Annotated in this window: 27 protein-coding genes; 22 read left to right on the top strand and 5 right to left on the bottom strand. The window is 66.2% G+C overall.

Annotated features, from left to right (window positions below):
- Positions 1-306 precede the first annotated feature (306 nt).
- Positions 307-2,379: a transcription termination factor Rho gene (gene rho, locus ACIBH2_RS23680; RefSeq protein WP_397121098.1), complete on the top strand. Its 2,073-nt coding sequence runs from the start codon at positions 307-309 to the stop codon at positions 2,377-2,379.
- Here the strand turns inward: rho and ACIBH2_RS23675 are convergent.
- Positions 2,277-2,759 carry a hypothetical protein gene (locus ACIBH2_RS23675; protein ID WP_397121096.1) on the bottom strand — a complete coding sequence of 161 codons (483 nt, stop codon included), beginning with the start codon at positions 2,757-2,759 and terminating at the stop codon, positions 2,277-2,279. The two genes, rho and ACIBH2_RS23675, sit on opposite strands and share 103 nt — an antisense overlap.
- A 276-nt stretch (positions 2,760-3,035) precedes the next feature.
- Positions 3,036-3,404 (bottom strand): DUF732 domain-containing protein, encoded by a 369-nt coding sequence (locus ACIBH2_RS23670; protein WP_397121094.1) that lies wholly within the window; start codon positions 3,402-3,404, stop codon positions 3,036-3,038.
- 216 nt (positions 3,405-3,620) lie between these two features.
- Here ACIBH2_RS23670 and rpmE point away from each other — a divergent pair, with 216 nt between their 5' ends.
- The 20 genes from rpmE (at position 3,621) to ACIBH2_RS23570 (ending at position 19,348) form a co-directional block, all read left to right on the top strand.
- Positions 3,621-3,845, top strand: a complete 225-nt coding sequence (gene rpmE / locus ACIBH2_RS23665; protein WP_397121092.1) for a 50S ribosomal protein L31 — start codon at positions 3,621-3,623, stop codon at positions 3,843-3,845.
- 92 nt (positions 3,846-3,937) lie between these two features.
- Complete coding sequence (gene prfA, locus ACIBH2_RS23660; RefSeq protein ID WP_397121090.1) at positions 3,938-5,020, top strand: peptide chain release factor 1; 1,083 nt, start codon at positions 3,938-3,940, stop codon at positions 5,018-5,020.
- Between the two features lie 114 nt (positions 5,021-5,134).
- A complete protein-coding gene (prmC, locus tag ACIBH2_RS23655) occupies positions 5,135-6,010 on the top strand; it encodes a peptide chain release factor N(5)-glutamine methyltransferase (RefSeq protein ID WP_397121088.1) in 876 nt (291 codons plus the stop codon).
- 45 nt (positions 6,011-6,055) lie between these two features.
- Positions 6,056-6,310, top strand: a complete 255-nt coding sequence (locus tag ACIBH2_RS23650; protein WP_397121086.1) for a hypothetical protein — start codon at positions 6,056-6,058, stop codon at positions 6,308-6,310.
- Positions 6,307-6,609 (top strand): type II toxin-antitoxin system PemK/MazF family toxin, encoded by a 303-nt coding sequence (locus ACIBH2_RS23645; RefSeq protein ID WP_397121084.1) that lies wholly within the window; start codon positions 6,307-6,309, stop codon positions 6,607-6,609. The genes ACIBH2_RS23650 and ACIBH2_RS23645 overlap by 4 nt, the downstream gene beginning before the upstream one ends.
- Before the next feature lie 107 nt (positions 6,610-6,716).
- On the top strand, positions 6,717-7,382 hold the full coding sequence (locus tag ACIBH2_RS23640; protein WP_397121082.1) for an L-threonylcarbamoyladenylate synthase: 666 nt from the start codon (positions 6,717-6,719) through the stop codon (positions 7,380-7,382).
- Positions 7,383-7,393: 11 nt separating this feature from the next.
- A complete protein-coding gene (locus ACIBH2_RS23635) occupies positions 7,394-8,599 on the top strand; it encodes an MraY family glycosyltransferase (protein WP_397121080.1) in 1,206 nt (401 codons plus the stop codon).
- 10 nt (positions 8,600-8,609) lie between these two features.
- Positions 8,610-9,035: a hypothetical protein gene (locus ACIBH2_RS23630; protein WP_397121078.1), complete on the top strand. Its 426-nt coding sequence runs from the start codon at positions 8,610-8,612 to the stop codon at positions 9,033-9,035.
- Between the two features lie 397 nt (positions 9,036-9,432).
- Positions 9,433-10,158, top strand: coding sequence for a F0F1 ATP synthase subunit A (gene atpB / locus ACIBH2_RS23625; RefSeq protein WP_397121076.1), 726 nt, complete (start codon positions 9,433-9,435; stop codon positions 10,156-10,158).
- Between the two features lie 71 nt (positions 10,159-10,229).
- Positions 10,230-10,475, top strand: coding sequence for an ATP synthase F0 subunit C (locus ACIBH2_RS23620; RefSeq protein ID WP_397121074.1), 246 nt, complete (start codon positions 10,230-10,232; stop codon positions 10,473-10,475).
- Between the two features lie 19 nt (positions 10,476-10,494).
- Positions 10,495-11,052 carry a F0F1 ATP synthase subunit B gene (locus ACIBH2_RS23615; RefSeq protein ID WP_397121072.1) on the top strand — a complete coding sequence of 186 codons (558 nt, stop codon included), beginning with the start codon at positions 10,495-10,497 and terminating at the stop codon, positions 11,050-11,052.
- A 19-nt stretch (positions 11,053-11,071) separates the two neighbouring features.
- Positions 11,072-11,884, top strand: a complete 813-nt coding sequence (locus tag ACIBH2_RS23610) for a F0F1 ATP synthase subunit delta (RefSeq protein WP_397121070.1) — start codon at positions 11,072-11,074, stop codon at positions 11,882-11,884.
- A gap of 77 nt (positions 11,885-11,961) precedes the next feature.
- A complete protein-coding gene (atpA, locus tag ACIBH2_RS23605; RefSeq protein ID WP_397121068.1) occupies positions 11,962-13,602 on the top strand; it encodes a F0F1 ATP synthase subunit alpha in 1,641 nt (546 codons plus the stop codon).
- Between the two features lie 129 nt (positions 13,603-13,731).
- Positions 13,732-14,703, top strand: a complete 972-nt coding sequence (locus ACIBH2_RS23600) for a F0F1 ATP synthase subunit gamma (RefSeq protein ID WP_397121066.1) — start codon at positions 13,732-13,734, stop codon at positions 14,701-14,703.
- Between the two features lie 18 nt (positions 14,704-14,721).
- Positions 14,722-16,164 carry a F0F1 ATP synthase subunit beta gene (atpD, locus tag ACIBH2_RS23595; RefSeq protein ID WP_397121064.1) on the top strand — a complete coding sequence of 481 codons (1,443 nt, stop codon included), beginning with the start codon at positions 14,722-14,724 and terminating at the stop codon, positions 16,162-16,164.
- A 6-nt stretch (positions 16,165-16,170) separates the two neighbouring features.
- Positions 16,171-16,548 (top strand): F0F1 ATP synthase subunit epsilon, encoded by a 378-nt coding sequence (locus tag ACIBH2_RS23590; protein WP_397121062.1) that lies wholly within the window; start codon positions 16,171-16,173, stop codon positions 16,546-16,548.
- Positions 16,549-16,823: 275 nt separating this feature from the next.
- Entirely contained in the window at positions 16,824-17,390 is a 567-nt protein-coding gene (locus ACIBH2_RS23585; RefSeq protein ID WP_397121060.1) for an MspA family porin, read from the top strand.
- 28 nt (positions 17,391-17,418) lie between these two features.
- Positions 17,419-18,111 carry an MspA family porin gene (locus ACIBH2_RS23580; protein ID WP_397121058.1) on the top strand — a complete coding sequence of 231 codons (693 nt, stop codon included), beginning with the start codon at positions 17,419-17,421 and terminating at the stop codon, positions 18,109-18,111.
- Between the two features lie 150 nt (positions 18,112-18,261).
- A complete protein-coding gene (locus ACIBH2_RS23575; RefSeq protein WP_397121056.1) occupies positions 18,262-18,687 on the top strand; it encodes a DUF2550 domain-containing protein in 426 nt (141 codons plus the stop codon).
- A gap of 85 nt (positions 18,688-18,772) precedes the next feature.
- The gene (locus ACIBH2_RS23570) at positions 18,773-19,348 is read left to right on the top strand and encodes a cob(I)yrinic acid a,c-diamide adenosyltransferase (RefSeq protein ID WP_397121054.1); all 576 of its coding nucleotides are present in this window, start codon (positions 18,773-18,775) and stop codon (positions 19,346-19,348) included.
- Positions 19,349-19,365: 17 nt separating this feature from the next.
- Here the strand turns inward: ACIBH2_RS23570 and ACIBH2_RS23565 are convergent, their stop codons facing one another.
- The 3 genes from ACIBH2_RS23565 to ACIBH2_RS23555 form a co-directional block, all read right to left on the bottom strand.
- The gene (locus ACIBH2_RS23565) at positions 19,366-19,737 is read right to left on the bottom strand and encodes a group 1 truncated hemoglobin (protein ID WP_397121052.1); all 372 of its coding nucleotides are present in this window, start codon (positions 19,735-19,737) and stop codon (positions 19,366-19,368) included.
- 142 nt (positions 19,738-19,879) lie between these two features.
- Positions 19,880-20,668, bottom strand: a complete 789-nt coding sequence (locus tag ACIBH2_RS23560; RefSeq protein ID WP_397121050.1) for a DivIVA domain-containing protein — start codon at positions 20,666-20,668, stop codon at positions 19,880-19,882.
- Positions 20,659-21,855, bottom strand: coding sequence for a globin domain-containing protein (locus ACIBH2_RS23555; protein WP_397121048.1), 1,197 nt, complete (start codon positions 21,853-21,855; stop codon positions 20,659-20,661). The genes ACIBH2_RS23560 and ACIBH2_RS23555 overlap by 10 nt, the downstream gene beginning before the upstream one ends.
- Before the next feature lie 321 nt (positions 21,856-22,176).
- Between ACIBH2_RS23555 and murA the strand changes: the two genes are divergently transcribed.
- Positions 22,177-23,439 (top strand): UDP-N-acetylglucosamine 1-carboxyvinyltransferase, encoded by a 1,263-nt coding sequence (gene murA, locus ACIBH2_RS23550; protein ID WP_397121046.1) that lies wholly within the window; start codon positions 22,177-22,179, stop codon positions 23,437-23,439.
- Positions 23,440-23,789: the final 350 nt, after the last annotated feature.

Below are 23,789 nucleotides of genomic sequence, written 5' to 3'. Positions count from 1 at the left end.
GTGCGCGTCAGACGCCGGTGCTTCATCAGGGCAATCGCTCCAGAGGCTCCTTGCTCAGGCTCGAGGCTTTCGAGCTTCGAAACTTGGGGGTTACCAGTCAACTGGAATGATCTCTCCCACCTTTTGCAGTCGGTGGCGAAGCCCAGCAGTCGGTGGCGAAAACCACGTCGTGGCGAAGGCCGCGGTGGTGAAGTCACCGATCCGGCGGGGCAGCAGGCGATACGGCATCCGAGTCCGGCACAGGACCGGATTGCAGGAGAAACCCTCGAACAGGCACACGGCAGTCGAGGGAAGGAAAGGATTTCCGTGACAGATACGGACCTGCTCGCGACACCCGGGGTGGAAAGCAATTCGGTTTCCTCGGGCGAGCGCGAAAGTGACTCCGGACAGATTTCGAAGATGAGTGAACAAACCGACGTCGCACGATCGGGGCTGACTGGAATGTTGTTGCCGCAGTTGCGCGCGCTCGCTGGAGAACTCGGTATCCGAGGCACTTCCGGGATGCGTAAGGGTGATCTCATCGCCGCCATCAAGGAGAACCAGTCCGGTGGGGCCAAGGCCACCGCCGCGGGTTCGAGCAAGCCCGCCAAGGGCAGCCGGGGTGAGAAGGTCAAGGCCGGGGAGGCGGGGTCGACGGGCGCCTCCGGCACCGAGACCGCCAAGGGTGCGCAGAGCGCGCCGACCGGTGGGGAGTCCGGATCGGCCAAGGCCGAGGCCCCCGCCAAGAGCGAGAAGGCCGAGAAGGCCCCCAAGTCCGACAACGAGGCCGCGCCGGTGCAGACCGACGCCGCCGCGTCGCAGGAGTCCAAGCGCGACGAGGGCAATGGCGAGGACGGTGGCCGCGAGGGTCAGCGTGGTCGCGGTCGCCAGCGTCGTGGACGCGAGCAGCGCGCCGCCGCCGCCACCGCGAACAATGCTGTGGCCGAAGGAACTTCGGGCGAGACGAAGACCGACGAGGCGAAGCCCGAGGAGGGCGAGCGCCGCCGCGACCGCAATCAGGGCGAGCGCGGTGACCGCAACCAGGGCGAGCGCGGCGATCGCGATCGCAATCAGAACGGTGGCCAGCAGAACGGCACCGCGCGCCGCGACGACCGTCGGGACGACCGGGGCGGTGACGACGAGGAAGGTGGCCGCGGCCGCCGGGGCCGTCGCTTCCGCGAGCGTCGCCGGGGCCGGGACCGCGAGGGCGGCGCCAGTACCGGTGAGGGCCGCGAGATGGAGATCCGCGAGGACGACGTCCTGCAGCCCGTCGCGGGCATTCTCGACGTGCTCGACAACTACGCGTTCGTGCGCACCTCCGGCTACCTCGCCGGTCCGAACGACGTGTACGTGTCGATGAACCTGGTTCGCAAGAACGGCCTGCGCCGCGGTGACGCCATCACCGGTGCGGTGCGCGCGCCGCGCGAGGGCGATCAGAGCAACCAGCGTCAGAAGTTCGATCCGCTGGTGCGGCTGGATACGGTCAACGGCTCGGATATCGAATCCGCCAAGCGGCGACCGGAATTCAACAAGCTCACCCCGCTGTACCCGAACCAGCGCCTGCGGCTGGAGACCCAGCCCAACAAGCTGACGACCCGCGTGATCGACCTGATCATGCCGATCGGCAAGGGTCAGCGCGCGCTGATCGTGTCCCCGCCCAAGGCCGGTAAGACCACGATCATGCAGGACATCGCGAACGCCATCGCGGTGAACAACCCCGAGTGCTACCTCATGGTCGTCCTGGTGGACGAGCGTCCCGAGGAAGTGACCGATATGCAGCGCTCGGTGCGCGGCGAGGTCATCGCCTCCACGTTCGACCGGCCGCCGAGCGATCACACCTCGGTCGCCGAGCTCGCCATCGAGCGGGCCAAGCGCCTGGTGGAGATGGGTCAGGACGTCGTGGTGCTGCTCGACTCCATCACCCGACTGGGTCGCGCGTACAACAACTCGTCCCCGGCCTCGGGTCGAATCCTTTCCGGTGGTGTGGATTCCACCGCGCTGTACCCGCCCAAGCGGTTCCTCGGCGCGGCCCGCAATATCGAGAACGGCGGCTCGCTCACGATCATCGCCACCGCGATGGTCGAGACCGGCTCCACCGGTGACACGGTCATCTTCGAGGAGTTCAAGGGCACCGGCAATGCCGAGCTCAAGCTCGATCGCAAGATCGCCGAGCGTCGCGTGTTCCCGGCGGTCGACGTCAACCCGTCCGGTACCCGCCGCGACGATCTACTGATGCAGCCCGATGAGGCCGCGGTCCTGCACAAGCTGCGGCGCGTGCTCTCGGGCCTGGATTCGCATCAGGCGATCGACCTGCTCATCGACCGGTTGAAGAAGTCGAAGAGCAATGTGGAGTTCCTGATGCAGGTCTCGAAGACCGCGCCGGGCGCACTGGACGAGTAGTCCAGGTACGCAAGGAAATTCATCTCGACGGCCCCGCTTCGGCGGGGCCGTCGCGGTATTCCGGGGGCGGGCGTCGGGCTGAAGAAGAACATGCCGATCAGGTACGCCCCGAGGACCATGAAGCCGAGAATGGTGGCGGTCGCGGCGGCGGAGGTATCGACCGCCGCGACCGCCGTATAGGTGAGTTGGCCGGTCTCCGGGTGCGGCGCGCCGGACTGTCGCGCCGCGCTGCTGGACTCACCGGGCCGGGCCAACCAGCCCCACGCCACCCCGAAGGCCAATGCTGCGAATACGCCAGCGGCGGCGATCTCGGCTCGGCGTCCGCGTGCCCACCCGACGCCGAGGCGCTTGGTCGTCCACCGGTCTGCGTGCCGATTCACAGCTGTTCCTTCCCTGGTCGTGAAGCCTTTCACCTGATGACGACACTACGAACAGCGGTGTTCGCATTCTTGAGTAGACGGCTACTCGACTTTCAGCGTGACTCGAGCCCACGAAATATGCGTGCCCGCAATTCCTTGGGGGGCGGCATCGGAACAAATCCGACCAATCTCATATTCGCTCCGCCGCCCGCCCCGCACATCCGCCTCGAGAACTACCCTGCCTCAGCCGAATTCAGGGTCACAACAGGGTTGGCACCCCTACCCGAGGTGGTGCCTTCACCCCTCGTGGTGCGTGATGTAGGCGAAGGCGCGCAAGGCCTCGACCTCGTGCTGGGTGCACAGCGTCTGCACCGCCGCGGCCGTGATCAGGCGAGTTTCCAGCTCCGCGCCGGTGTCCTTGCCGATCTGGATGATCCCGCGCACGGTCTCGACGCTCGCCCCGCGGGCATCGAGCGCCGCACAGGCCGCCCACCCGATCTCGAGGAGGCCCTCGTCCGGAATGAGGACCAACTCCTTGTTCAACAGGGCCTTCTCGATGAAGGCCCGCTCCGTCGGATCCGCCGGAGCGGCATGGCCGATCCCCACCCCTGCCGCAGCGATCATTGCCGTCAGACCGGCCGCCACGAGCACTCGACGCATATTCATTTTTTCCCTTTCCTGGAGAAGCGCTCGGAGCCTATCGGCGGCCTCCGACAGGCCGGGAACAAAGGTGGGCTGGGGTGGGTTGAAGGGGTGTCGGACCCGGGCGGACGCCGCTGGTAGGTGGCGCATATACTGGTCCGTCGGCAACCATGCCTAAGTCGGTTCCGGTTCACGTCCTCTCGGTTCGAGGGCGACCCGGCGACCATTGAAAGGACACCCATGAAGGCAGGAATTCACCCCACGTACGTGGACACCACGGTCGTGTGCGGCTGCGGCAACACCTTCCAGACCAAGAGCACCAAGGAGTCGGGCCAGATCACGGTCGAGGTCTGCTCCCAGTGCCACCCGTTCTACACGGGCAAGCAGAAGATTCTGGACACCGGTGGTCGCGTGGCTCGCTTCGAGGCCCGCTACGGCAAGCGTGCCGCCAAGGCCGACAAGTAGCTGTCCCGCCGACGCCCGTCCTGCATCCCGCAGGCCGGGCGTCGTCGCGTTTGCAGCCACTTCGTCACCCCCACATCCAAGGAGCACATGCCATGGCCGACAAGTCCGCGGCCCCGTCCGCGATCGACGACATTCTGGCCGAGTACGCCGGTCTGGAGATGCAGCTGTCCGATCCGGCGCTGCACAACGATCCGGCGGCGGCACGTCGCGTCGGCAAGCGTTTCGCCGAGCTCGGGCCGGTCATGTCCACGTACCGCAAGCTCGAGGCCACGCGCGACGATCTGAGCGCGGCCGAGGAGCTGGCGGCCGACGACGCGTCCTTCGCGGCCGAGGTGCCCGCGCTGCGTGAACAGGTCGAGGAGTTGGAGAAGACCCTCACCGACCTGCTCGCCCCGCGCGATCCGCACGACTCCGACGATGTGGTGCTCGAGGTGAAGTCCGGTGAGGGCGGCGAGGAATCGGCGCTGTTCGCCTCCGATCTGGCGCGCATGTACATCCGCTACGCGGAACGGCACGGGTGGAAGGTCGAGGTGCTCGGCATCACCTACTCGGACCTGGACGGCTACAAAGAGGCCACCTTCTCGATCAAGAGCAAGGAGCCCACCCGCGACGGCGTGTGGTCGCGGCTCAAGTGGGAGGGCGGCGTGCACCGCGTGCAGCGCGTGCCCGTCACCGAATCGCAGGGGCGTATCCACACCTCCGCGGCCGGTGTCCTGGTCTACCCGGAGCCCGACGAGGTCGAGCAGGTGCAGATCGACGAGAAGGACCTGCGCATCGACGTCTACCGCTCCTCCGGCAAGGGCGGCCAGGGCGTCAACACCACCGACTCCGCCGTGCGCATCACCCATCTGCCCACCGGCATCGTGGTGACCTGCCAGAACGAGCGTTCGCAGCTGCAGAACAAGATGCGCGCCATGCAGGTGTTGGCGGCGCGGTTGCAGGCCCTCGCCGAGGAGCAGGCCGATGCCGACGCCGCCGCGGGCCGCGCCTCGCAGATCCGCACCGTGGACCGCTCCGAGCGCATCAGGACCTACAACTTCCCGGAGAACCGCATCGCCGATCACCGCATCGGTTTCAAGGCGCACAACCTCGATTCGGTGCTCGACGGCAATCTCGACGATCTGCTCAATGCCCTCGTCGAAGCCGACCGCGCGGCACGGCTCGCCGCGGAGTAAGGCGCGAAACGCGAAAGTCCGGCGGACTCGGAACGGTTCGCCGGACAGCGCTACCGAGCGGATGCGACAGTTGCGACATCGGTCGGTGAATGGTGGGGAAGAGGCGGAGGAGTTATGACACGCGTCGCGCTGCGGCCGGTGATTCGCGAGGCCGAGGAGACCCTGCGGGCGGCGGGCGTGCATTCGCCGCACGCGGACGCGGAATACCTTGCCGCACATGTGCTCGGCGTCGAGCGCATGCGGCTGATGATGGTCCCGATGATCACCCCCGAACAGCTGGGGGAGTATCAGAAGCTGGTGGCCCGCCGCGCGGAACGCGTTCCACTGCAACACCTTACGGGCACCGCCTCGATGGGCGAGATCGATTTGGCTGTCGGCCCAGGGGTTTTCATCCCGCGCCCGGAGACCGAATTGCTGTTCGCCTGGGCCCTGGCCCAACTCGAAGCCATCGGCCACGAACACCAGCCGATCGTGGTGGACCTGTGCACCGGATCCGGCGCACTGGCCCTCGCCATCGCCCACGCCCGCCCCGACGCCCAGGTGCACGCCGTCGAACTCGACCCCGCCGCCTTCGACTGGGCCAAGCGCAATGCCCTGCAACTGGCCGACGAGGGTGACACCCCCATCGACCTGCACCTGGGTGACGTCACCGATCCCGAGATCCTCTCGCAGCTCAACGGCAAGGTCGATGTCGTGGTCTCGAATCCGCCCTACATCCCCGCCGCCGCGCGACTGGATCCCGAAGTGGCCGACCACGATCCGCATCGCGCCCTGTTCGGCGGCCCCGACGGGCTCGATGTCATCCGACCCATGATCGCCACCATCGCCCGCCTCCTGCGCGCCGACGGCGTCACGGCCATCGAGCACGACGACACCAACGGCTCCGCCGCCGCGGCCCTGCTTCGCGACCACGGCGGCTTCGACGCCGTGTGCGAACACCCGGACCTAGCCGGAAAACCCCGCTTCGTCGCAGCCCGCCGCACGGAGTGACATGAAAGGGCACCGCGTGGTGCACTCGTCGGTACACTCATCGGTATGTCGCTGAAGCCGCTGACCATCAAGCTCCCTGAGAACTACCTCGAGGTCGCGAAAGCAGTGGCCGAACACGACGGAACGACGCCGTCGGCGATGGCCGCCCAGGCCGTGATGTCATACCTACTACAACGTGCCGCGGAAGCCGAAGCCCAGTGGGACACAGCTGGTTCGGCGCGAACTCAGGCCGAGATCGAGGCCGAGCGAGATGCTCGGTGGGCAGCCGACGCCGGGCGACGTCCAGGAAACGCTGCATGAGGCGAGGCGAAGTCTGGGAATATCGTTCGATCTCACACGTACGACGCGTCTTGGTTGTTTCGGCGGACGCGCTGAACACGGCCGGGTACCCGGTCGTCGTCGATGTGACCGACATCGAGCCAAGTAGCCCCGCTCTGCTGCTGCTCGCTGTTGGGCTCGGAGCCGAGCTCGGCGGATGGGCGCGTTGCCGCAGCATCTCCACCGGGGAACCGTCGCGCTTCGAAACGCTGGTCGGCCGAGCTTCTGATGAGGCTATGGAACAAGTCGATATGGCGTTGGCCGCCGCATTGTCGCTGTAGCCGACCAGCGCGCGGGGTTGTCGAAATGATGCTCTCGTGACCCTTGGGGTTTCAGGGGCGAAGCCCCTGAGAGCTATGGAGAGTTCATTCGTGCCAAGATGTTGCGCGTGAGTACCGTCTACGACTGCGCCGATCCCGACTCGCGCGCCGCGGGACTGACTGCCGCGCGCAGCGCACTGAAATCGGGGCGGTTGGCTGTGATTCCGACCGATACGTTGTACGGGCTGGCCGCCGACGCCTTCGACAGTACGGCCGTGGCCGCGCTGCTGGCCGCCAAGCGGCGGGGGCGCGATATGCCGGTGCCGGTGCTGGTGGGGTCCTGGAACACCATCGACGGGCTGGTGTTCTCGGTACGGCCGCAGGCCCGCGAGCTGATTCGGGCGTTCTGGCCGGGGGCGTTGACTCTCGTTGTGCAGCAAGCCCCTTCGCTGGCCTGGGATCTCGGCGACGCGCGCGGGACGGTGGCGCTGCGCATGCCGCTGCACCCGGTGGCGCTGGAACTGCTGCGCGAGGTGGGCCCGCTGGCCGTGTCGAGCGCGAACGTCTCGGGCCAGCCGCCCGCGACCACCGCCGCCGAGGCGCGGGCGCAGCTGGGTGATCTGGTGGGCGTCTACCTCGACGGTGGACCGGCCGACCACGCCGTCGCCTCCACCATCGTGGACCTGACCGCCGATCGGCCGCGCATCCTGCGCGAGGGCGCGATATCCAAGGAGAAGGTGGCCGAGGTGCTCGGCGTGCCGCCGGAGGAGCTCGTCTCGCAGGCCACGCGGTGACGGCCCGGTAGATGGTGTCTCGAGACCTACTGAGCCAGAGCATTTTCAGCACGGGAGCGGTGGTCCCGCTGCGGGAGCTGCTGCTGGTGCTCCTGGTCGCCACGGTCGTGACCTTCCTGTCCACCGGCGGCGTCCGGGTGGGAGCCATCGCGTTCGGCGCGGTGGCGGTGCCCCGGGAGCGCGACGTGCACGTGAAGCCGATTCCGCGCATGGGCGGCGTCGGCATCTATCTGGGCGTGCTGGCCGCCGTGCTCTTCGCGCACCAGTTGCCCGCGCTGCGGCGCGGCTTCGACTACCCCAAGGACATTCCGGCCGTGGTGGTGGCGGGCACGCTCATCGTGCTGGTCGGCATCATCGACGACCGCTGGGGCCTGGACTGGCTGACCAAGCTCGTCGGCCAGGTGACCGCCGCGGGGGTGATGGCGGTCATGGGCCTGAGCTGGGTCGCCATCTACAACCCCTTCACCAACACCACGGTGGTGCTGGATCAACTCCAGGGCGGTCTGGTAACCGTCGGCATTACCGTCACCATGATCAACGCCATGAATTTCGTGGACGGTCTCGACGGTCTCGCGGCCGGACTCGGACTGATCGCCTCGATAGCGGTATTCGTGTTCACCGTGGGTCTGCTCTACGAACAGGGCGGAGCCACCGACACCTATCCGCCCGCACTGCTGGCCGCCGCACTCGCGGGCGGCTGTCTGGGATTTCTGGCGCACAATTTCCAGCCCGCCCGAATTTTCATGGGTGATTCCGGCTCGATGCTCATCGGATTGATGCTCGCCGCGGTCTCCACGGGCGCTTCGGGGCGAATTCCGCTCCAGGGTTACGGCACTCGCGACATCGTCGGTCTGCTCTCGCCTTTGTTGCTGGTGGGGGCGGTGATGTTCATTCCGGTACTTGATCTTGTTCTGGCTATCGTCCGGCGCGTGCGCGCGGGCGTGAGTTTTTCCACACCGGACAAAATGCATCTGCACCACCGTTTGTTGCAGATCGGGCATTCGCACCGCCGCGTGGTCCTGTTGATCTACTTGTGGGTGAGCGTGCTCGCCTTCGGCGCGGTCGGCTCCTCGCTCATGGACCGCACCCTGGTGGTGCTGCTGTTCGCCGGTGGCCTGGTGTTCGCCCTGGTGATCACCGCGGTCCCGTCCATCGGCGAGTTGATCCCGCGTGGCGGCCGCAAACCGCCGCGCGGCTCCGATACGGCCCACGGGTAGGGTGACCCACGTGACTACGGCTTCCAATCCCGGTCCCGACGCTCCGCTGCGGGCGGCGCTGCGCTACGGCATCTTCGGATTGATTGTGCTCGTGGTGATTTCGTCCATCCTCGGCGTGGTCTTCGCCGGGCTGCCCGGCCTGTGGGGCGCGCTCATCGGCGCGGGCATCGGCGGCGGCTTCATCCTCACCACGGCCGCCTCGGTGCTGCTCAGCGCGCGGTTGGCCTCGGGCCTGCAGGGCGTTGTTCTGCTGGGTAGCTGGATCGGAAAACTGCTGGTCGCGGTGATCGTGGTCGCGGTCCTGCAGAACTTCGACTTCTACAGCCGTCCGACCCTGTTCCTCACCGTGGTCGGGGCGCTCTTCGTGGTGCTCGGTGCGGAGACGTATGGCCTTGTGCGCCACCGGGTTCCGATTATGGAGCTGGACGACCAGTAGGCCCCGAGAGACAGTTCACTCGCTGTTTCCGGACACCCCCTACACGTTGTCGTAGATAACTTGATAAACTCTTTACCTGTAGGCAACCGAACCAACAGGGGGGTCCCGCGTGGACCCTGGTGGGGCAGGTTATGCTTACAGCCGTGCCGGGCCCGCAGGGGCTCCGGTTCTGCACCGTCGACGATGTCGCCGACGCGCGCTCAGACGCCCGGGGATAACCCGCTCAGCTGCTGACGAACTTCGAGCCGACCAGAGTCGACCACCAGATCGTCAATGTCCGATCGAACCGCGAGTTAAAGCAAGACTCGCGGCCCGAACACGGGAGAGAACGCTGAGCGTCACCATTTTGGCGGGCGAGTTCCACGCGCCGTCGCTTAACGACTTCTTCCCTCCAGCTGTGCTGTTCGAGGGGACGCCGTTCGAGCTCGACCGTCTGATGCTCATTCGCATCCTGATGTCGGCCGTTCTGCTGGCAGTCATGTTCCTGGCATTCCGGAGCCCGAAGCTGGTTCCGCGCGGGCTGCAGAACATAGCCGAATACGCCTTGGTCTTCGTCAAAGAGCAGATCTGTGACGAGGTTCTCGGCAAGGAATCCGGTCGGAAGTTCTTCCCGCTTATCGCGACGATCTTCTTCTCCGTGCTGTTCCTCAATATTTCCGGAATCATTCCGGGTCTGAACATCTCCTCCAACGCGCGAATCGGCTTCCCGCTGGTTCTGGCGCTGGTCGCCTACGTCACCTTCAACTACGTGGGCATCAAGAAGTACGGCTTCCTCACCTACATGCGCGCGAGCATCGTGGTGCCGAACGTTCCGGCTGCCCTGCACGTGCTGCTGATCCCGATCGAGTTCCTCTCGACCTTCGTGCTGCGCCCGTTCACCCTGACTGTCCGACTCATGGCGAATATGCTGGCTGGCCACATCATGCTGGTGCTGTTCTTCAGCGCCACTCAGTTCTTCCTGTTCGATGCCGCCTCCTGGATGAAGGTGTTCTCGCCGTTCTCGCTGCTCGCGGGCTTCGGCTTCACCCTCTTCGAAATGCTGGTGGTCTTCCTGCAGGCGTACGTGTTCGCTCTGCTGACCGCCGTCTACATCGGCTTGGCACAGCACGCCGACTCTCACTGACCGACCGGTACCAACCAATACCTGCACACACGCCGTCGGCGGGTGAGCGACAGAAAGGGAATAAACAACTCATGAGCACCCTCTCGTTCCTGGCCCAGGAAGTTGCTGAGTCCAAGGTCAAGGGCTACGGCGCCATCGGTTACGGCCTCGCGGCCATCGGCCCCGGCATCGGCGTGGGCATCGTGGTCGGCAAGGCCATCGAGGGCATCGCCCGTCAGCCCGAGCTGCAGGGTCAGATCCGCACCACCATGTTCCTGGGTATCGCGTTCACCGAGGCCCTGGCGCTGATCGGCCTCGTCGCCGGCTTCATTTTCTGATTCCGAAAGAGACCACACCATGAATGGCATGTACTTGCTCGCGGCCGAGGGGGCGGAGGAACAGAACCCCCTCATCCCCGAGCCGTATGACATTTTCTGGTCGGCGGTCTGCCTCCTGGTCATCGGTATCGCGTTCTACAAGTACGTGATTCCCCGTCTGACCACGGTGCTCGACGAGCGCTCGGAGAAGATCGAAGGCGGCCTGAAGAAGGCCGAGGTCGCCCAGGCGGAGGCCCAGGCCACGCTGCAGGCGTACCAGGAGCAGCTGTCCGAGGCTCGCCTCGAGGCCGCTCGCATCCGGGAAGAGGCCCGCACTCAGGGCCAGCAGATCCTCGCGCAGCTGCGCGCGGAGGCCCAGGCCGAGGCGGACCGCATCGTCGCCGCCGGTCACACCCAGCTGGAGGCACAGCGCCAGCAGATCGTGACCGAGCTGCGTTCGGAGCTGGGCGCCACGGCAGTCGACCTGGCCGAGAAGATCATCGGGCAGTCGGTGTCCGATCAGGCCAAGCAGGCCGCTTCGATCGATCAGTTCCTGGCGGAACTGGACGCTCGCAGCGGCATCGGGGTCGGAAGGTAACGACGCGAAAGTGGGAAGCATGTACGCAGCGAGCCGCGAGGCGAGTTCCCGTGCGCGGGAAGCTCTTCGGGCCGCTCTGACCGGTAGCGACACCGTCGCGGCTACGACCGGCTCCGAGCTCTTCGCCGTTGTCGCCGTACTCGACGACCAGCGTTCGCTGCGTGTGGCGCTCGCGGACAAGTCGGTGTCGAGCTCGGCCCGTGCCGAGCTGGCCGAACGGGTCTTCGGCGGCAAGATCAGCGTGGCCACGCAGGCGGTGCTCACCACCGCCGTCGCCCAGGACTGGTCCCGGACCCGCGATCTCGTCGACACCCTGGTGCTGCTCGGACAGGAGGCGCTGTTGCGCGCCGCGGCCGACCGCGGACGCATCGACGCCGTCGAGGACGAGCTGTTCCGACTGGGCCGGATCGTCGAGGACAACCCGGCGCTGGAGCAGGCGCTTTCGGATCACGGCCGTCCGGTCGCGACGCGCCGAGAGCTGCTGAAAGGCCTGCTCACCGGAAAGGTCGAGGACGTCACCATCCAGTTGGCGGAGCAGGCGGTCGCCCGCACCCACACCAACAGCATCGGCGAGGCCATCGACCATCTGTCCGATCTGGCGGCGTCCCTTCGGGATCAGATCGTGGCGCACGTGCGCGCCGCGGTCGAACTGACGTCGCCGCAGCGGGAGCAGTTGGCCTCCTCGCTGCAGCGGATCTACGACAAGCCGGTCACGGTGCACGTGCAGGTCGACCCCAGCCTTCTGGCCGGTGTCGTCGTGCGCGTGGGCGACGACCTGATCGACGGCAGCGCCGTCGGACGATTGCAGCGCCTCCGCCAGTCTCTGGCCTAAAAGCGCACCCCGGCCAACCGGTGAATCCGGCACAGCCACACCGACATTCGAGACCAGACAGCGAGAGCAGGAAGAACATGGCGGAGCTGACGATCTCCCCCGATGAGATCCGTAGCGCGATCGAGAGCTACACCCAGAGCTACACCCCCGAGACCTCCATCGAGGAAGTCGGTGTGGTCACCGACACCGGCGACGGCATCGCCCACATCAGCGGACTGCCGTCGGCGATGGCCAACGAGCTGCTCGAATTCCCGGGCGGCGTCCTGGGCGTCGCGCTGAACCTCGAGGACACCAATATCGGTGCGGTCATCCTGGGTGAGTTCGACACCATCGAGGAGGGCCAGCAGGTCCGCCGCACCGGCGACGTGCTCTCGGTCCCGGTGGGCGACAAGTTCCTCGGTCGCGTCATCGATCCGCTCGGCGCCCCGATCGACGGCCTGGGCGAGATCGAGGCCGACGAGCGTCGCGTGCTCGAGTTGCAGGCCGCGACCGTGCTGGAGCGCCAGCCGGTCGGAGAGCCCATGGCCACCGGCATCACCGCCATCGACGCCCTGACCGCCATCGGCCGCGGCCAGCGTCAGCTCGTCATCGGCGACCGCAAGACCGGCAAGACCGCGGTCTGCGTCGACGCCATCATCAACCAGAAGGCGAACTGGGCGACCGGCGATCCGAAGAAGCAGGTCCGCTGCATCTACGTCGCCATCGGCCAGAAGGGCTCCACCATCGCCGGTGTGAAGGCCGCCCTCGAGGCGCACGGCGCGATGGAGTACACCACCATCGTCGCGGCGCCCGCGTCGGACTCCGCTGGCTTCAAGTGGCTGGCGCCCTACACCGGTTCGGCCCTGGGCCAGCACTGGATGTACGACGGCAAGCACGTCCTCATCGTGTTCGACGACCTGTCGAAGCAGGCCGAGGCCTACCGCGCCATCTCGCTGCTGCTGCGTCGCCCGCCGGGCCGCGAGGCGTACCCGGGTGACGTCTTCTACCTGCACTCGCGTCTGCTGGAGCGTTGCGCCAAGCTCTCCGACGAGCTGGGCGCGGGTTCCATGACCGGTCTGCCGATCATCGAGACCAAGGCCAACGACGTCTCGGCGTTCATCCCGACCAACGTCATCTCCATCACCGACGGCCAGGTCTTCCTGGAGTCGGACCTGTTCAACAAGGGTGTGCGCCCGGCCATCAACGTCGGTATCTCCGTCTCCCGTGTCGGTGGCGCCGCGCAGACCAAGGCCATGAAGCAGGTCTCCGGCTCGCTGCGTCTGGAGCTGGCCTCCTACCGTGAGCTCGAGGCGTTCTCCGCCTTCGCCTCCGATCTGGATGCCGCCTCGCTGGCGCAGCTGGAGCGCGGTGCGCGCTGGGTCGAGCTGCTCAAGCAGGACCAGTACACCCCGGTCTCGGTCGAGGACCAGGTCGTCTCGCTGTTCCTGGTGGACGCGGGCTACTACGACTCGGTGCCGGTCGCCGACGTGCGTCGCTTCAACTCCGAACTGCTGGAGTTCCTGCACGCCAACGCCGCCGACGCCTTCGCCGCCCTCGATGGTGGAAACAAGAAGCTCGAGGGCGACGCGGCCGAGCAGTTCAAGGCCGCGACCGACAAGTTCAAGCAGGGCTTCCTCGCCTCCGACGGCAGCCGTGTGGTGAACGAGGCCGAGGCCAACGCCCTGGCCCACGAAGAGGTCGAGTCGCTGTCCGTCACCCGCAAGCACGTCGAGAAGTAATCGAGACTTGCCATGCGACTGTCGGAATCACGCGGCATGCCCGCTGGGCACGGAGGAGGCAGCTTGCGTAACCACGTAGTGCCCCGGGGATGCCGCTATCAAGCACAGAATGAAGGGAGTGAGTAGCCAATGCCAAGTGTGCGCGAACTGCGCTCCCGCATTCGTTCAGTGAGCTCGATCAAGAAGATCACCAAGGCTCAGGAGCTGATCGCGACCTCGCGAATCAGCAAGGCGCAGGCCCGAGTCGCCGCCGCCAAGCCGTATGCGGAGGAGATCACCAAGGCGCTGGTCGAACTGGCGTCGGCCTCGCAGAATCTCACCCATCCGCTGCTGACCGAGCGCGCGAACCCCACCCGGGCCGCGGTGCTGGTCATCAGCTCCGATCGCGGTATGTGCGGCGGCTACAACTCCAACGTGTTCAAGCGTGCCGAGGAGCTGGTGGTCAAGCTGCGCTCCGAGGGCAAGGAGCCCGTCCTCTACGTGATGGGCCAGAAGGGCGTGACCTACTACAACTTCCGTAACCGCGAGGTCAACGGAGCGTGGACCGGGTTCTCCCAATCGCCGCATTACAGCGATGCGTCGGAGGCCTGCGATCACCTGGTGGCGGCCTTCATGGCCGGTGCCGACGGTGAGGTGGATCTGCCGGACGGGACGGGCAAGATCGCGGGCGTGGACGAATTGCACATCGTCTACACGCGTTTCGTGTCCATGCTGACCCAGACGCCGGAGGTTCGGCGGCTGGCCCCGATCCAGGTGGACATCGTCGACGAGAACTACGACCTGGGGCCGGACGCTTTCACCGACTCCCAGGACGCGACGCTCTCGGCGCAGTACGAGTTCGAGCCGGACGCGGACACGCTGTTGGGTGCGCTTCTGCCGAAGTACATCAACACCCGGATCTACTCGTCGCTGCTCGAGGCGGCGGCATCGGAGTCGGCTGCGCGCCGCACCGCCATGAAGGCCGCAACCGACAACGCGACGGAGCTGGTCAATGGCCTGACCCGTACCGCGAACTCGTTGCGGCAGGCACAGATCACGCAGGAAATCACGGAAATCGTCGGTGGCGCGAACGCGCTGGCGGCGAGCTCGGACCGCGACTAAGCCGTAGGAAGAGAAGCAATGACCGCAGCTGTCACTAAAGAATCCAAGGTGGGCGCTGGCACCGGCCGCGTCTCCCGCGTCATCGGCCCCGTCGTGGACGTCGAGTTCCCGCGTGGATCGATCCCTGACCTCTACAACGCCCTCAACGTCGACATCGCGCTGAAGTCGGTGGCCAAGACGCTGACCCTCGAGGTCGCACAGCACCTGGGCGACAACATCGTTCGCACCATCTCCATGCAGCCGACCGACGGTCTGGTGCGTGGCGTCGAGGTGCGCGACACCGGCAAGCCGATCTCGGTGCCCGTCGGTGACGTCGTCAAGGGCCACGTGTTCAACGCTCTCGGCGACTGCCTGGACTCCCCGGGCCTCGGCCGCGACGGCGAGCAGTGGGGCATCCACCGCCAGCCGCCCGCCTTCGACCAGCTCGAGGGTAAGACCGAGATCCTGGAGACCGGCGTCAAGGTCATCGACCTGCTGACCCCGTACGTGAAGGGCGGCAAGATCGGTCTGTTCGGTGGCGCCGGTGTCGGCAAGACCGTTCTGATCCAGGAGATGATCACCCGTATCGCGCGTGAGTTCTCCGGTACGTCCGTCTTCGCGGGCGTCGGTGAGCGCACCCGTGAGGGCACCGACCTCCACCTGGAGATGGAGGAGATGGGCGTCCTCCAGGACACCGCCCTCGTCTTCGGCCAGATGGACGAGCCGCCGGGGACGCGTATGCGCGTCGCGCTGTCGGCCCTGACCATGGCCGAGTACTTCCGCGACGTCCAGGGCCAGGACGTGTTGCTCTTCATCGACAACATCTTCCGTTTCACCCAGGCCGGTTCCGAGGTCTCGACCCTGCTGGGTCGTATGCCCTCGGCCGTGGGTTACCAGCCCACCCTGGCGGACGAGATGGGTCAGCTCCAGGAGCGCATCACCTCGACCCGCGGTCGGTCCATCACGTCCATGCAGGCCATCTACGTGCCCGCCGACGACTACACCGACCCGGCCCCGGCGACCACCTTCGCCCACCTCGATGCGACCACCGAGCTCTCCCGCCCGATTTCGCAGAAGGGTATCTACCCGGCCGTCGACCCGCTGACCTCGACCTCTCGTATTCTCGAGGCGTCGATCGTCGGCGAGCGGCACTTCGCCGTGGCCAACGAGGTCAAGCGAATCCTGCAGAAGTACAAGGAACTTCAGGACATCATCGCCATCCTCGGCATGGACGAGCTCTCCGAAGAGGACAAGGTCCTCGTCGGCCGCGCCCGTCGTCTGGAGAAGTTCCTCGGCCAGAACTTCATCGTGGCCGAGAAGTTCACCGGTCAGCCGGGTTCGGTTGTGCCGCTGGAGCAGACCATCGACGACTTCGACCGCGTCTGCAAGGGCGAGTTCGATCACTTCCCGGAGCAGGCGTTCAACTCCTGCGGTGGTCTCGACGATGTCGAGAAGGCCGCGAAGAAGATCGCCGGAAAGTAGTCGCACATGGCTGAAATGTCAGTCGATCTGGTAGCCGTAGAGCGGCTGCTGTGGTCGGGCACCGCGACTTTCGTGAGTGCCCAGACCACCGAGGGTGAAATCGGCATCCTGCCGAATCACGAACCGCTGCTCGGTCAGCTCGTCGAGGGTGGCACGGTGACCATCGTGACCACCGACGACGAGCGGATCGTCGCGGCCGTGCACGGCGGATTCTTCTCCGTCACCGCCACGTCGGTGCGCGTGCTGGCCGAATCCGCGGAATTCGCACAGGATATCGACGAGACGGCCGCCAAGGCCGTGCTCGCCGACGAGAGCGCCAGCGAGGCCGCCAAGGCGGCCGCGCAGGGTCGGGTCCGCGCGGTGGAGAAGGCCGGACAGGCCTGATACCCGAGTAATACTGCGAGAGCGGCGGTTCCGGAATTGTTCCGGGGCCGCCGCTCTCGTTTGCGCATATGTGTGGTTAGAATCATCCCGCCGAGTCTCGGCTATTCCAGATCTCCAGCTTTGCTTTTCAGCATTACCTCCATGAGTTGGCGCAGCGTTGTCGCCCTCGGATGAGTGCGGCCTCGTGAACGATGAGCGAGGGGTGAATGAGCAGGATTCGCGGAACAGTGATGGCGGCGGTCGCGATTGCCGCACTGAGTTTTCTTTCATCGGGTATGGCATCGGCTGATACCTGGGTTGCGCTGCCGGACGGACATATCGAGGGTCCGGGCGTGAAAATAACGAGTCGTGGTGAGCGCGCGATCGTTTCGCCCTCGCTGGCCGCCAATGGCGCGGGCCGGTCCACGTGGGTGAGTGGCCAGGTCACGGCCGAGGTGCAGACTCCCGACGGTGAGGTCGGACCGAACAACGGTCCGCGAAACTTCCCGGGCACCAATAATTCCGGGACGCACGGATCATCCAATCTCACGGTCGGCTACATCGTCGGCTGCCAGGTCGCGGTGGGTGCGCTCAGCGCTAATTCGTCGTTCACCGTCAGCGCGACACCGAGTGTCAGTGGCGGCTTCAGTTTTCCGTTGTCGCCCGGCGAAGTGAAATGGGTTGCCATCAACAACATCGAGTTGATCAAGAGCGGCAGCTACGACATTCAGTACCAGGACGTTCCCATGGAGATTCAGGGCTGCGGCGGTTACGCGCAGGCCCGGCAGGTTTCCGTGGTGGAGATCATCGGCGCGGACTACGCCAAGGTCACCCTCTACGGCCAGCCGTTCAGCATCGGCTGATCCGACCACTCCGACGCGAAGGGATCGTATGTTCGGCACTGGTAAAACACGCGGGGGCGGCAGGGTTTTCGGTACGGCGATCGCGGCGGCGGTCGTGTTCGGATTGGCTCCGGCGGGCTCGGCGCAGGCCGACACCTTCATTCCGCTGCCCGGTGGCGAGGTGTCCCGGCAGCTGCCGGACGGCACCACCGTGACCGTTCGGATCGATGGGGAATCGGCGAAGGTCAGCCCCTCCATGGGTGCGACGCCGATTCACCGGAACGTGTGGTCGACCGGTCGCGCGATCGTCGACCTCTCCGGGCCGAGCGCCGCCACCGCCACCATCAAGATCTCGCCCGGGTACGTGGTCGCCTGTCAGGTGGACATCGGCTCGGTCACCGGCAACAACAGCAGCGGCGCGACGGCGGAACAGGATTCCCAAGGCGCGTGGTCGGTGGCTCCCACCACCTCTCTCGGTGGCGGCATCAACCTGGGCCCGGGGCAGGCGGTGGCGCGGCTCATGCTGGATCTGGAGAAGCCCGACGACTACGGCCAGGAATCGCACAAGCGCTACAACAAGGTTCCGGGTCCGCACGCCAGCGTCAGCTGGGTGGACGAGACCTTCGAGGTGAACGGCTGCGGCGGCTACGCGCAGGCCCGCTCCTTCGTCGCCGCCGAGATCGACACCACGAACTACATCGGCAATGTGGTGCTGTGGGGTCATCCCTTCAGCATGGGCTGAACAGCGCATTTGTCACATTCGGCGGATGGTCGGGCTCCACCTTCGCGCGGTCGCTAGTATCGACCACACGAGCAGAGCCCCGGCCCTACGGCTGGCGCGTGATCGACAGCGGCGCGAACGTGAAGGGACGGAGCGACATTGCAGACCGGGATGGTTCTCCTGATCATTCTGGTGCTGCTGCTTGTCGGCCTGGCGCTGGCCTCCACCTATCGCCTGGTCATGCTGCGACGTGGGGGGACCGCCGCCATCGTGCGCGCACTGCCCGCCAAGGGCCACGGTGGGGGCTGGCGGCACGGGCTGATTCGCTACGACGAGGACACCCTCGTCTTCTACAAACTCTCCAGCCTGAAGCTCGGGCCCGATTTCTCGATGCGCCGCCTGGGCATCGAGGTGGGCAATCGCCGCAATCCAGACGGCGACGAATTCGACATCATGTCCGAGGACATCGCGATCGTCGCGGTCTCGGACGGGCACGGCAGCTACGAACTCGCCCTCGACCGCGGGGCCCGCGCGGCCTTCCTCTCCTGGGTGGAGTCGCGGCCTTCCGAGCGCATCAGGCGTCGGCCGACCTACTGACTCCTCCTCATTCCCACTCCTTGCCCCTTGCGTCAGCAAGGGGCAAGGGAAGTCCGAAGAGATTCGGCAGAGCTACGGTGGACGTGTGAGCGTGCACCTGACTCGGATCTATACGCGGACCGGCGACGACGGAACCACCGGATTGAGTGATTTCTCCCGGGTGTCCAAGACCGACCCTCGGCTCGTCGCCTACGCCGATTGCGACGAGGCGAATTCGGCGCTCGGCGTCGCCATCGCCCTGGGAAATCCGGACGAGAAGATTCTGTCGGTGCTGCGCCAGATCCAGAACGACCTGTTCGACGCGGGCGCGGATCTGTCGACGCCGATCGTCGAGGATCCGAAGTACCCCCCGCTGCGCATCACCCAGCCCTATATCGATCGGCTGGAGAAGTGGTGCGATGAGTTCAACGAGGGCCTCGCCCCGCTGAATTCGTTCATCCTCCCCGGCGGCACCCCCTTGGCCGCCCTGCTGCACACCGCGCGCACGGTGGCCCGCCGCGCGGAGCGCTCGGCCTGGGCGGCGGTGTCGGCGCATCCCGACGACACCAGCGCCCTGCCCGCGAAATACCTCAACCGGCTCTCGGATCTGCTGTTCATCCTGAGCCGCGTCACCAATCCCGACGGTGACGTGCTCTGGCAGCCGGGTGGCGGGGCCGCGTAGCCCCGCCTCGGCGTCGCCTAGTCGGTCGCGCCGCTGCTCACGATCTGCTCCGACAGCGGCGCCACCGCGCCGATGATCTGATCGACGATCTCCGGCGGCACCCCCGCGCCCGACAGCGCGGCGACGAGATGTCCGGCCACCAGGTCGAAGTGCTGCTGCGCGATACCGCGTCCCTGGTGCACCTCCGACATGGGCGCACCGGAGTAGGTCTGCGGTCCGCCGAGGGCGACGCAGAAGAATTCGGTCTGCAATCCCTTGAGTCGGGACATGTTGACGCCGGTGAAGAAGGGCGCGAGCTGCTCGTCGGCGAGTACGCGCACGTAGAAGTCGTCGACGACCGCGGCCACGGCCTCGTGTCCGCCGATCTGCTCGTAAATGGAGGTCACCATGAGGGGGCTGTCCTTTCAGGTGGTTTCAGGGATGGAACGTCGCCCGCGGATGCGGACGACCTATCGGAGTGGTCGCCGCCGTTACCGGCCAGCGAATCGAAAGTCACTGTAGTGCAAGGGATTTCGTCCCCTGGAACGAGTATTACCGAGTGAGGTTCCCTTCCTCGGACGCGGCGAAACGACCAGGGGCCGATTCGAGCTCGGGCGCGCTGCCCGAGCTCGCGACCTGCTGGGTGGTATCGCGCACCGCCCGCGTCTGTCCCTGCCCGAGCTTGTCGATCTCGGTGAACAGCGCCTCGACGATCGTGTGCATCTGCTTCTCGGCGATCTGCGCGTAGGTGCGGATGTACTCGATCTCGGCGGGCAGCGGATCCGGCGCTCCGGCGGGCGGCGTCTTGAGCGAGGCGATACCGTCGGCGGCGCGGGCGGCGGACTGCTGGGCTTGCCGCAGAATGTCGGCGTACTGCTCGCGCGCCTGGGCGACGAGTTCGCGTGCGTAGTGCTCGGCCTCGGCCACCGTGGATTCCGCGGTGATCTGCGCCTGGCTGAGCATGTTCACCGCGCGCACGCTCACGCCCAGCACATCCTGCTGGGTCTCCTCGCGCAGGTGCGCGTTCTCGTCGCGCAGCTGGGCGATCTCCCGGCGCAGCGATTCCACCGTCTGGGCGTCGCCGAGCGCGGACTTGTACATGGCGATCCGGTGTTCGAGCTCCGAAACCCGGTGTGCCAGATAGTCGTTGTCGGAGAGCAGCTGCTTCTCGTCGCTGAACTCCATCTGCTGGGTGAGGCGTTTGTTGGCCGAGTTGAGCCGCGCCACCTCGCGGGCGACCCGCTCGACGAACAGGTCGACCTCGTGCTCGTCGTATCCGCGACGGCCCAGGGCCGACTTCTTGAATCTCGTCGCTTCGATCTCTTTGGCCTTCAGCGCCATGTCGCTACCTCGTGTCCGGTCTCCGCCGGAGCCGCGGCGGTATTCGATGTGTTGTCGTCGGGGACGCCGCCGTCGAAGTTCTCGAATCGGATTGCCGCATCGGGCAGGCCCGCGCGCAGCAATTCGCCCCGCGTATGGGCGGTCATGGCGGTCGAACCGCAGATCAGCGCGGTGCAGCCGGACCAGTGGTGGGCCTGGGCGGCAATGGTTCCGACCAGTCCGCGCGCACCCGGGTAGGTCGGGTCCTCGGAGACCACCGGGGTGTAGCCGAACCACGGCCGGGTCTTGGCCAATTCGGTCAGGAAGCCGTGTTCGTAGAGATTCCACTGCGTCCGAACCCCGTGGAAGAGTTGGACATTCGTGGATACGCCGGTGGTGCGCCACCGCTCGTCGAGGTGTTCGAGCACCGCCGTCATGGGTGCGAGGCCGGTGCCGCCCGCCACCATGAGCAGATCCCCGCGGAAATCCTCGGGCAGGGTGAGCGCGGTGCCGATCGGCGCACCGAGCCGCACGATGTCACCGGCGGCGGTGTCGCGCGCCAGCGAGGCGCTCACCTGGCCGCCCGCCACGATCTGAACGTGCAGGTCGATGGTGCCGTCGGGCCGCGGCGCGTTGGCCGGGGTGTAGTAACGCCACAGTCGCGGCCGCCGTGGAATCTCCACCGCCATGGACTGTCCGGCCACATAGGGATAGGGCTGGGCGGTGCGAATGCGCAGCACGCCGACGTCGATACTGCGGCGTTCGGTGGCCACGACCTCGGCGTCCCACCAGGCCGGGGCCTGTGCCTCGTTCTCCTCGGCGGCCATCACCATGATCTTGGCGACCACGCCGTACGCCTCGGCCCAATCCGCGGCCAGGCTCTCGGTCCACTGTGCGCCGAGGAAGTACTGGAGGGTGGCCAGCAGCGAAGCGCCCGCGGCCGGGTAGTGATCGGCGACCACCTGGAATTTACGATGGTCGCGCCCCAGTTGCTGAATGAAGCTGGGATCGTCGGCAATCCGATCCACACTGCTGACTATGCGGCCGAGTGCCGCGAAGAATTTGCCGCGCTGCTGTGCCATGGCGACCGGAAACATCTCGCGGACTTCGGGATGGGCCATGAACAGATGTGAGTAGAAGTACAGCACCGCTTCGTCGCCGACCTTCTCGACGCTGCGCCAACTCTCTCCGAGTGCTGCGATGTCCACGGCAGATCACCAGCCCGAGCGGCGGTCGATTTCCAGAGTGCGCGCCGGACTTCGATCATGGATACTCAACGGGAATGTCCCCAATCCTGGTGTTTCAGTGATGATTTCGAACTCGGTCGGACACCTGGGAAGAGCGACACTGCCCCCCGGCCAGACGACATCGAGCGAAACTTACTGGTACGTAGGATAGGGCAGCGCGAGGTATCTCGCAGGGCCGGGCGAAACGGAAAATGCGCCACTGACAGGCCGATATTGCGCCACACGGCGGAGCCGGATCGCATACGCGCGCGTTGGGCCGCCCGTGATGGATAAGCTACGCGTGTGAGTGAACGGTTTCTGGTGACCGGGGGCAAGCGGCTCGTCGGCGAGGTTGCGGTCGGTGGCGCCAAGAACAGCGTCCTCAAACTGATGGCGGCTGCCCTCCTTGCCGAGGGGACGTCCACGATCACGAATTGCCCAGACATTCTCGACGTGCCGCTGATGGCCGAGGTCCTGCGCGGACTCGGCTGCGACGTCACGGTCGACGGCGGGGTGGTGACCATTACGACGCCGCCGGAACCCAAGTACCACGCGGACTTTCCCGCGGTCACCCAGTTCCGCGCCTCGGTCTGCGTGCTCGGTCCGCTCATGGCGCGGTGCAAGCGCGCGGTGGTGGCGCTGCCGGGTGGCGATGCCATCGGCTCGCGTCCGCTCGATATGCATCAGCAGGGCCTGCGCCTGCTCGGCGCGACCAGCGAGATCGAGCACGGCTGCCTGGTGGCGCGCGCCGACGAATTGCAGGGCGCGCGCATTCGCCTCGACTTCCCCTCCGTCGGCGCGACCGAGAACATCCTCATGGCGGCGGTGCTCGCCGAGGGGGAGACGGTCATCGACAATGCCGCGCGCGAGCCGGAGATCGTCGATCTGTGCAACATGCTCATTCGGATGGGCGCGAAGATCGACGGCGCGGGCACCTCGGTGCTCACCATCGACGGCGTGCGCAAGCTGGCCCCGGTCACCCATCGCGTGATCGGCGATCGCATCGTCGCCGCCACCTGGGGTATCGCCGCGGCCATGACACAGGGTGACGTGCGGGTCTCGGGGATCAACCCCAAGCATCTGTCCCTGGTGCTGGACAAGCTGCGCTCCGCCGGTGCCCGAATCTCGTTCGAACCGGACGGTTTCCGTGTGGTGCAGTCGGACCGCCCGCGCGCGGTGAACTTCTCGACCCTGCCGTTCCCCGGCTTCCCGACCGACCTGCAGCCCATGGCCATCGGTCTGGCCGCCATCGCCGACGGCACGTCGATGATCACCGAGAACATCTTCGAGGCGCGCTTCCGCTTCGTGGAGGAGATGATCCGCCTCGGGGCCGATGCCCGCACCGATGGGCATCACGCTGTGGTGCGCGGGATTCCGCGGCTGTCGAGTGCGCCGGTGTGGTCCTCCGACATTCGGGCGGGGGCCGGTCTGGTGCTCGCCGGACTGGTGGCCGACGGCGTCACCGAAGTGCACGACGTCTTCCACATCGACAGGGGCTACCCGGATTTCGTGGAGAACCTGCGCTCGCTCGGGGCCGAGATCGAGCGGGTCGGCGCTCCGGAGTGACCGGACGTGAACGGCGCATGATCGCGAAAACCCCGGTTTACCAGGCGATTTGACATGCGAATCAGCACCACGTAACTTATTCCAGGTCAGAGCGACACGGACACCGACCCGGAGCCCCCAGGGCCTGGGAAACGAGGTTGGACGAGAGCGCCTGACAGTCACACTAGCTCCACTGACCAGCGGATTTGGTTCTGCTGCGACGCCTGAGCTAAGCTGTAAAAGTTGCCTCACCAATCAGCCCGAGAGAATCTGGTTCGATGGTGTGTGCGTGTGTTCTTTGAGAACTCAATAGTGTGTCGATGAATGTCAGTGCCAATTATTTATTGGTTCCGGCGCTTACACCCCCGTGT

The sequence above is a fragment of the Nocardia sp. NPDC050406 genome (genome assembly GCF_044459025.1).
Lineage (GTDB): Bacteria > Actinomycetota > Actinomycetes > Mycobacteriales > Mycobacteriaceae > Nocardia.
Note: the sequence above shows the minus strand (reverse complement) of the source record. Positions and strands in the feature narration are given on the sequence as shown.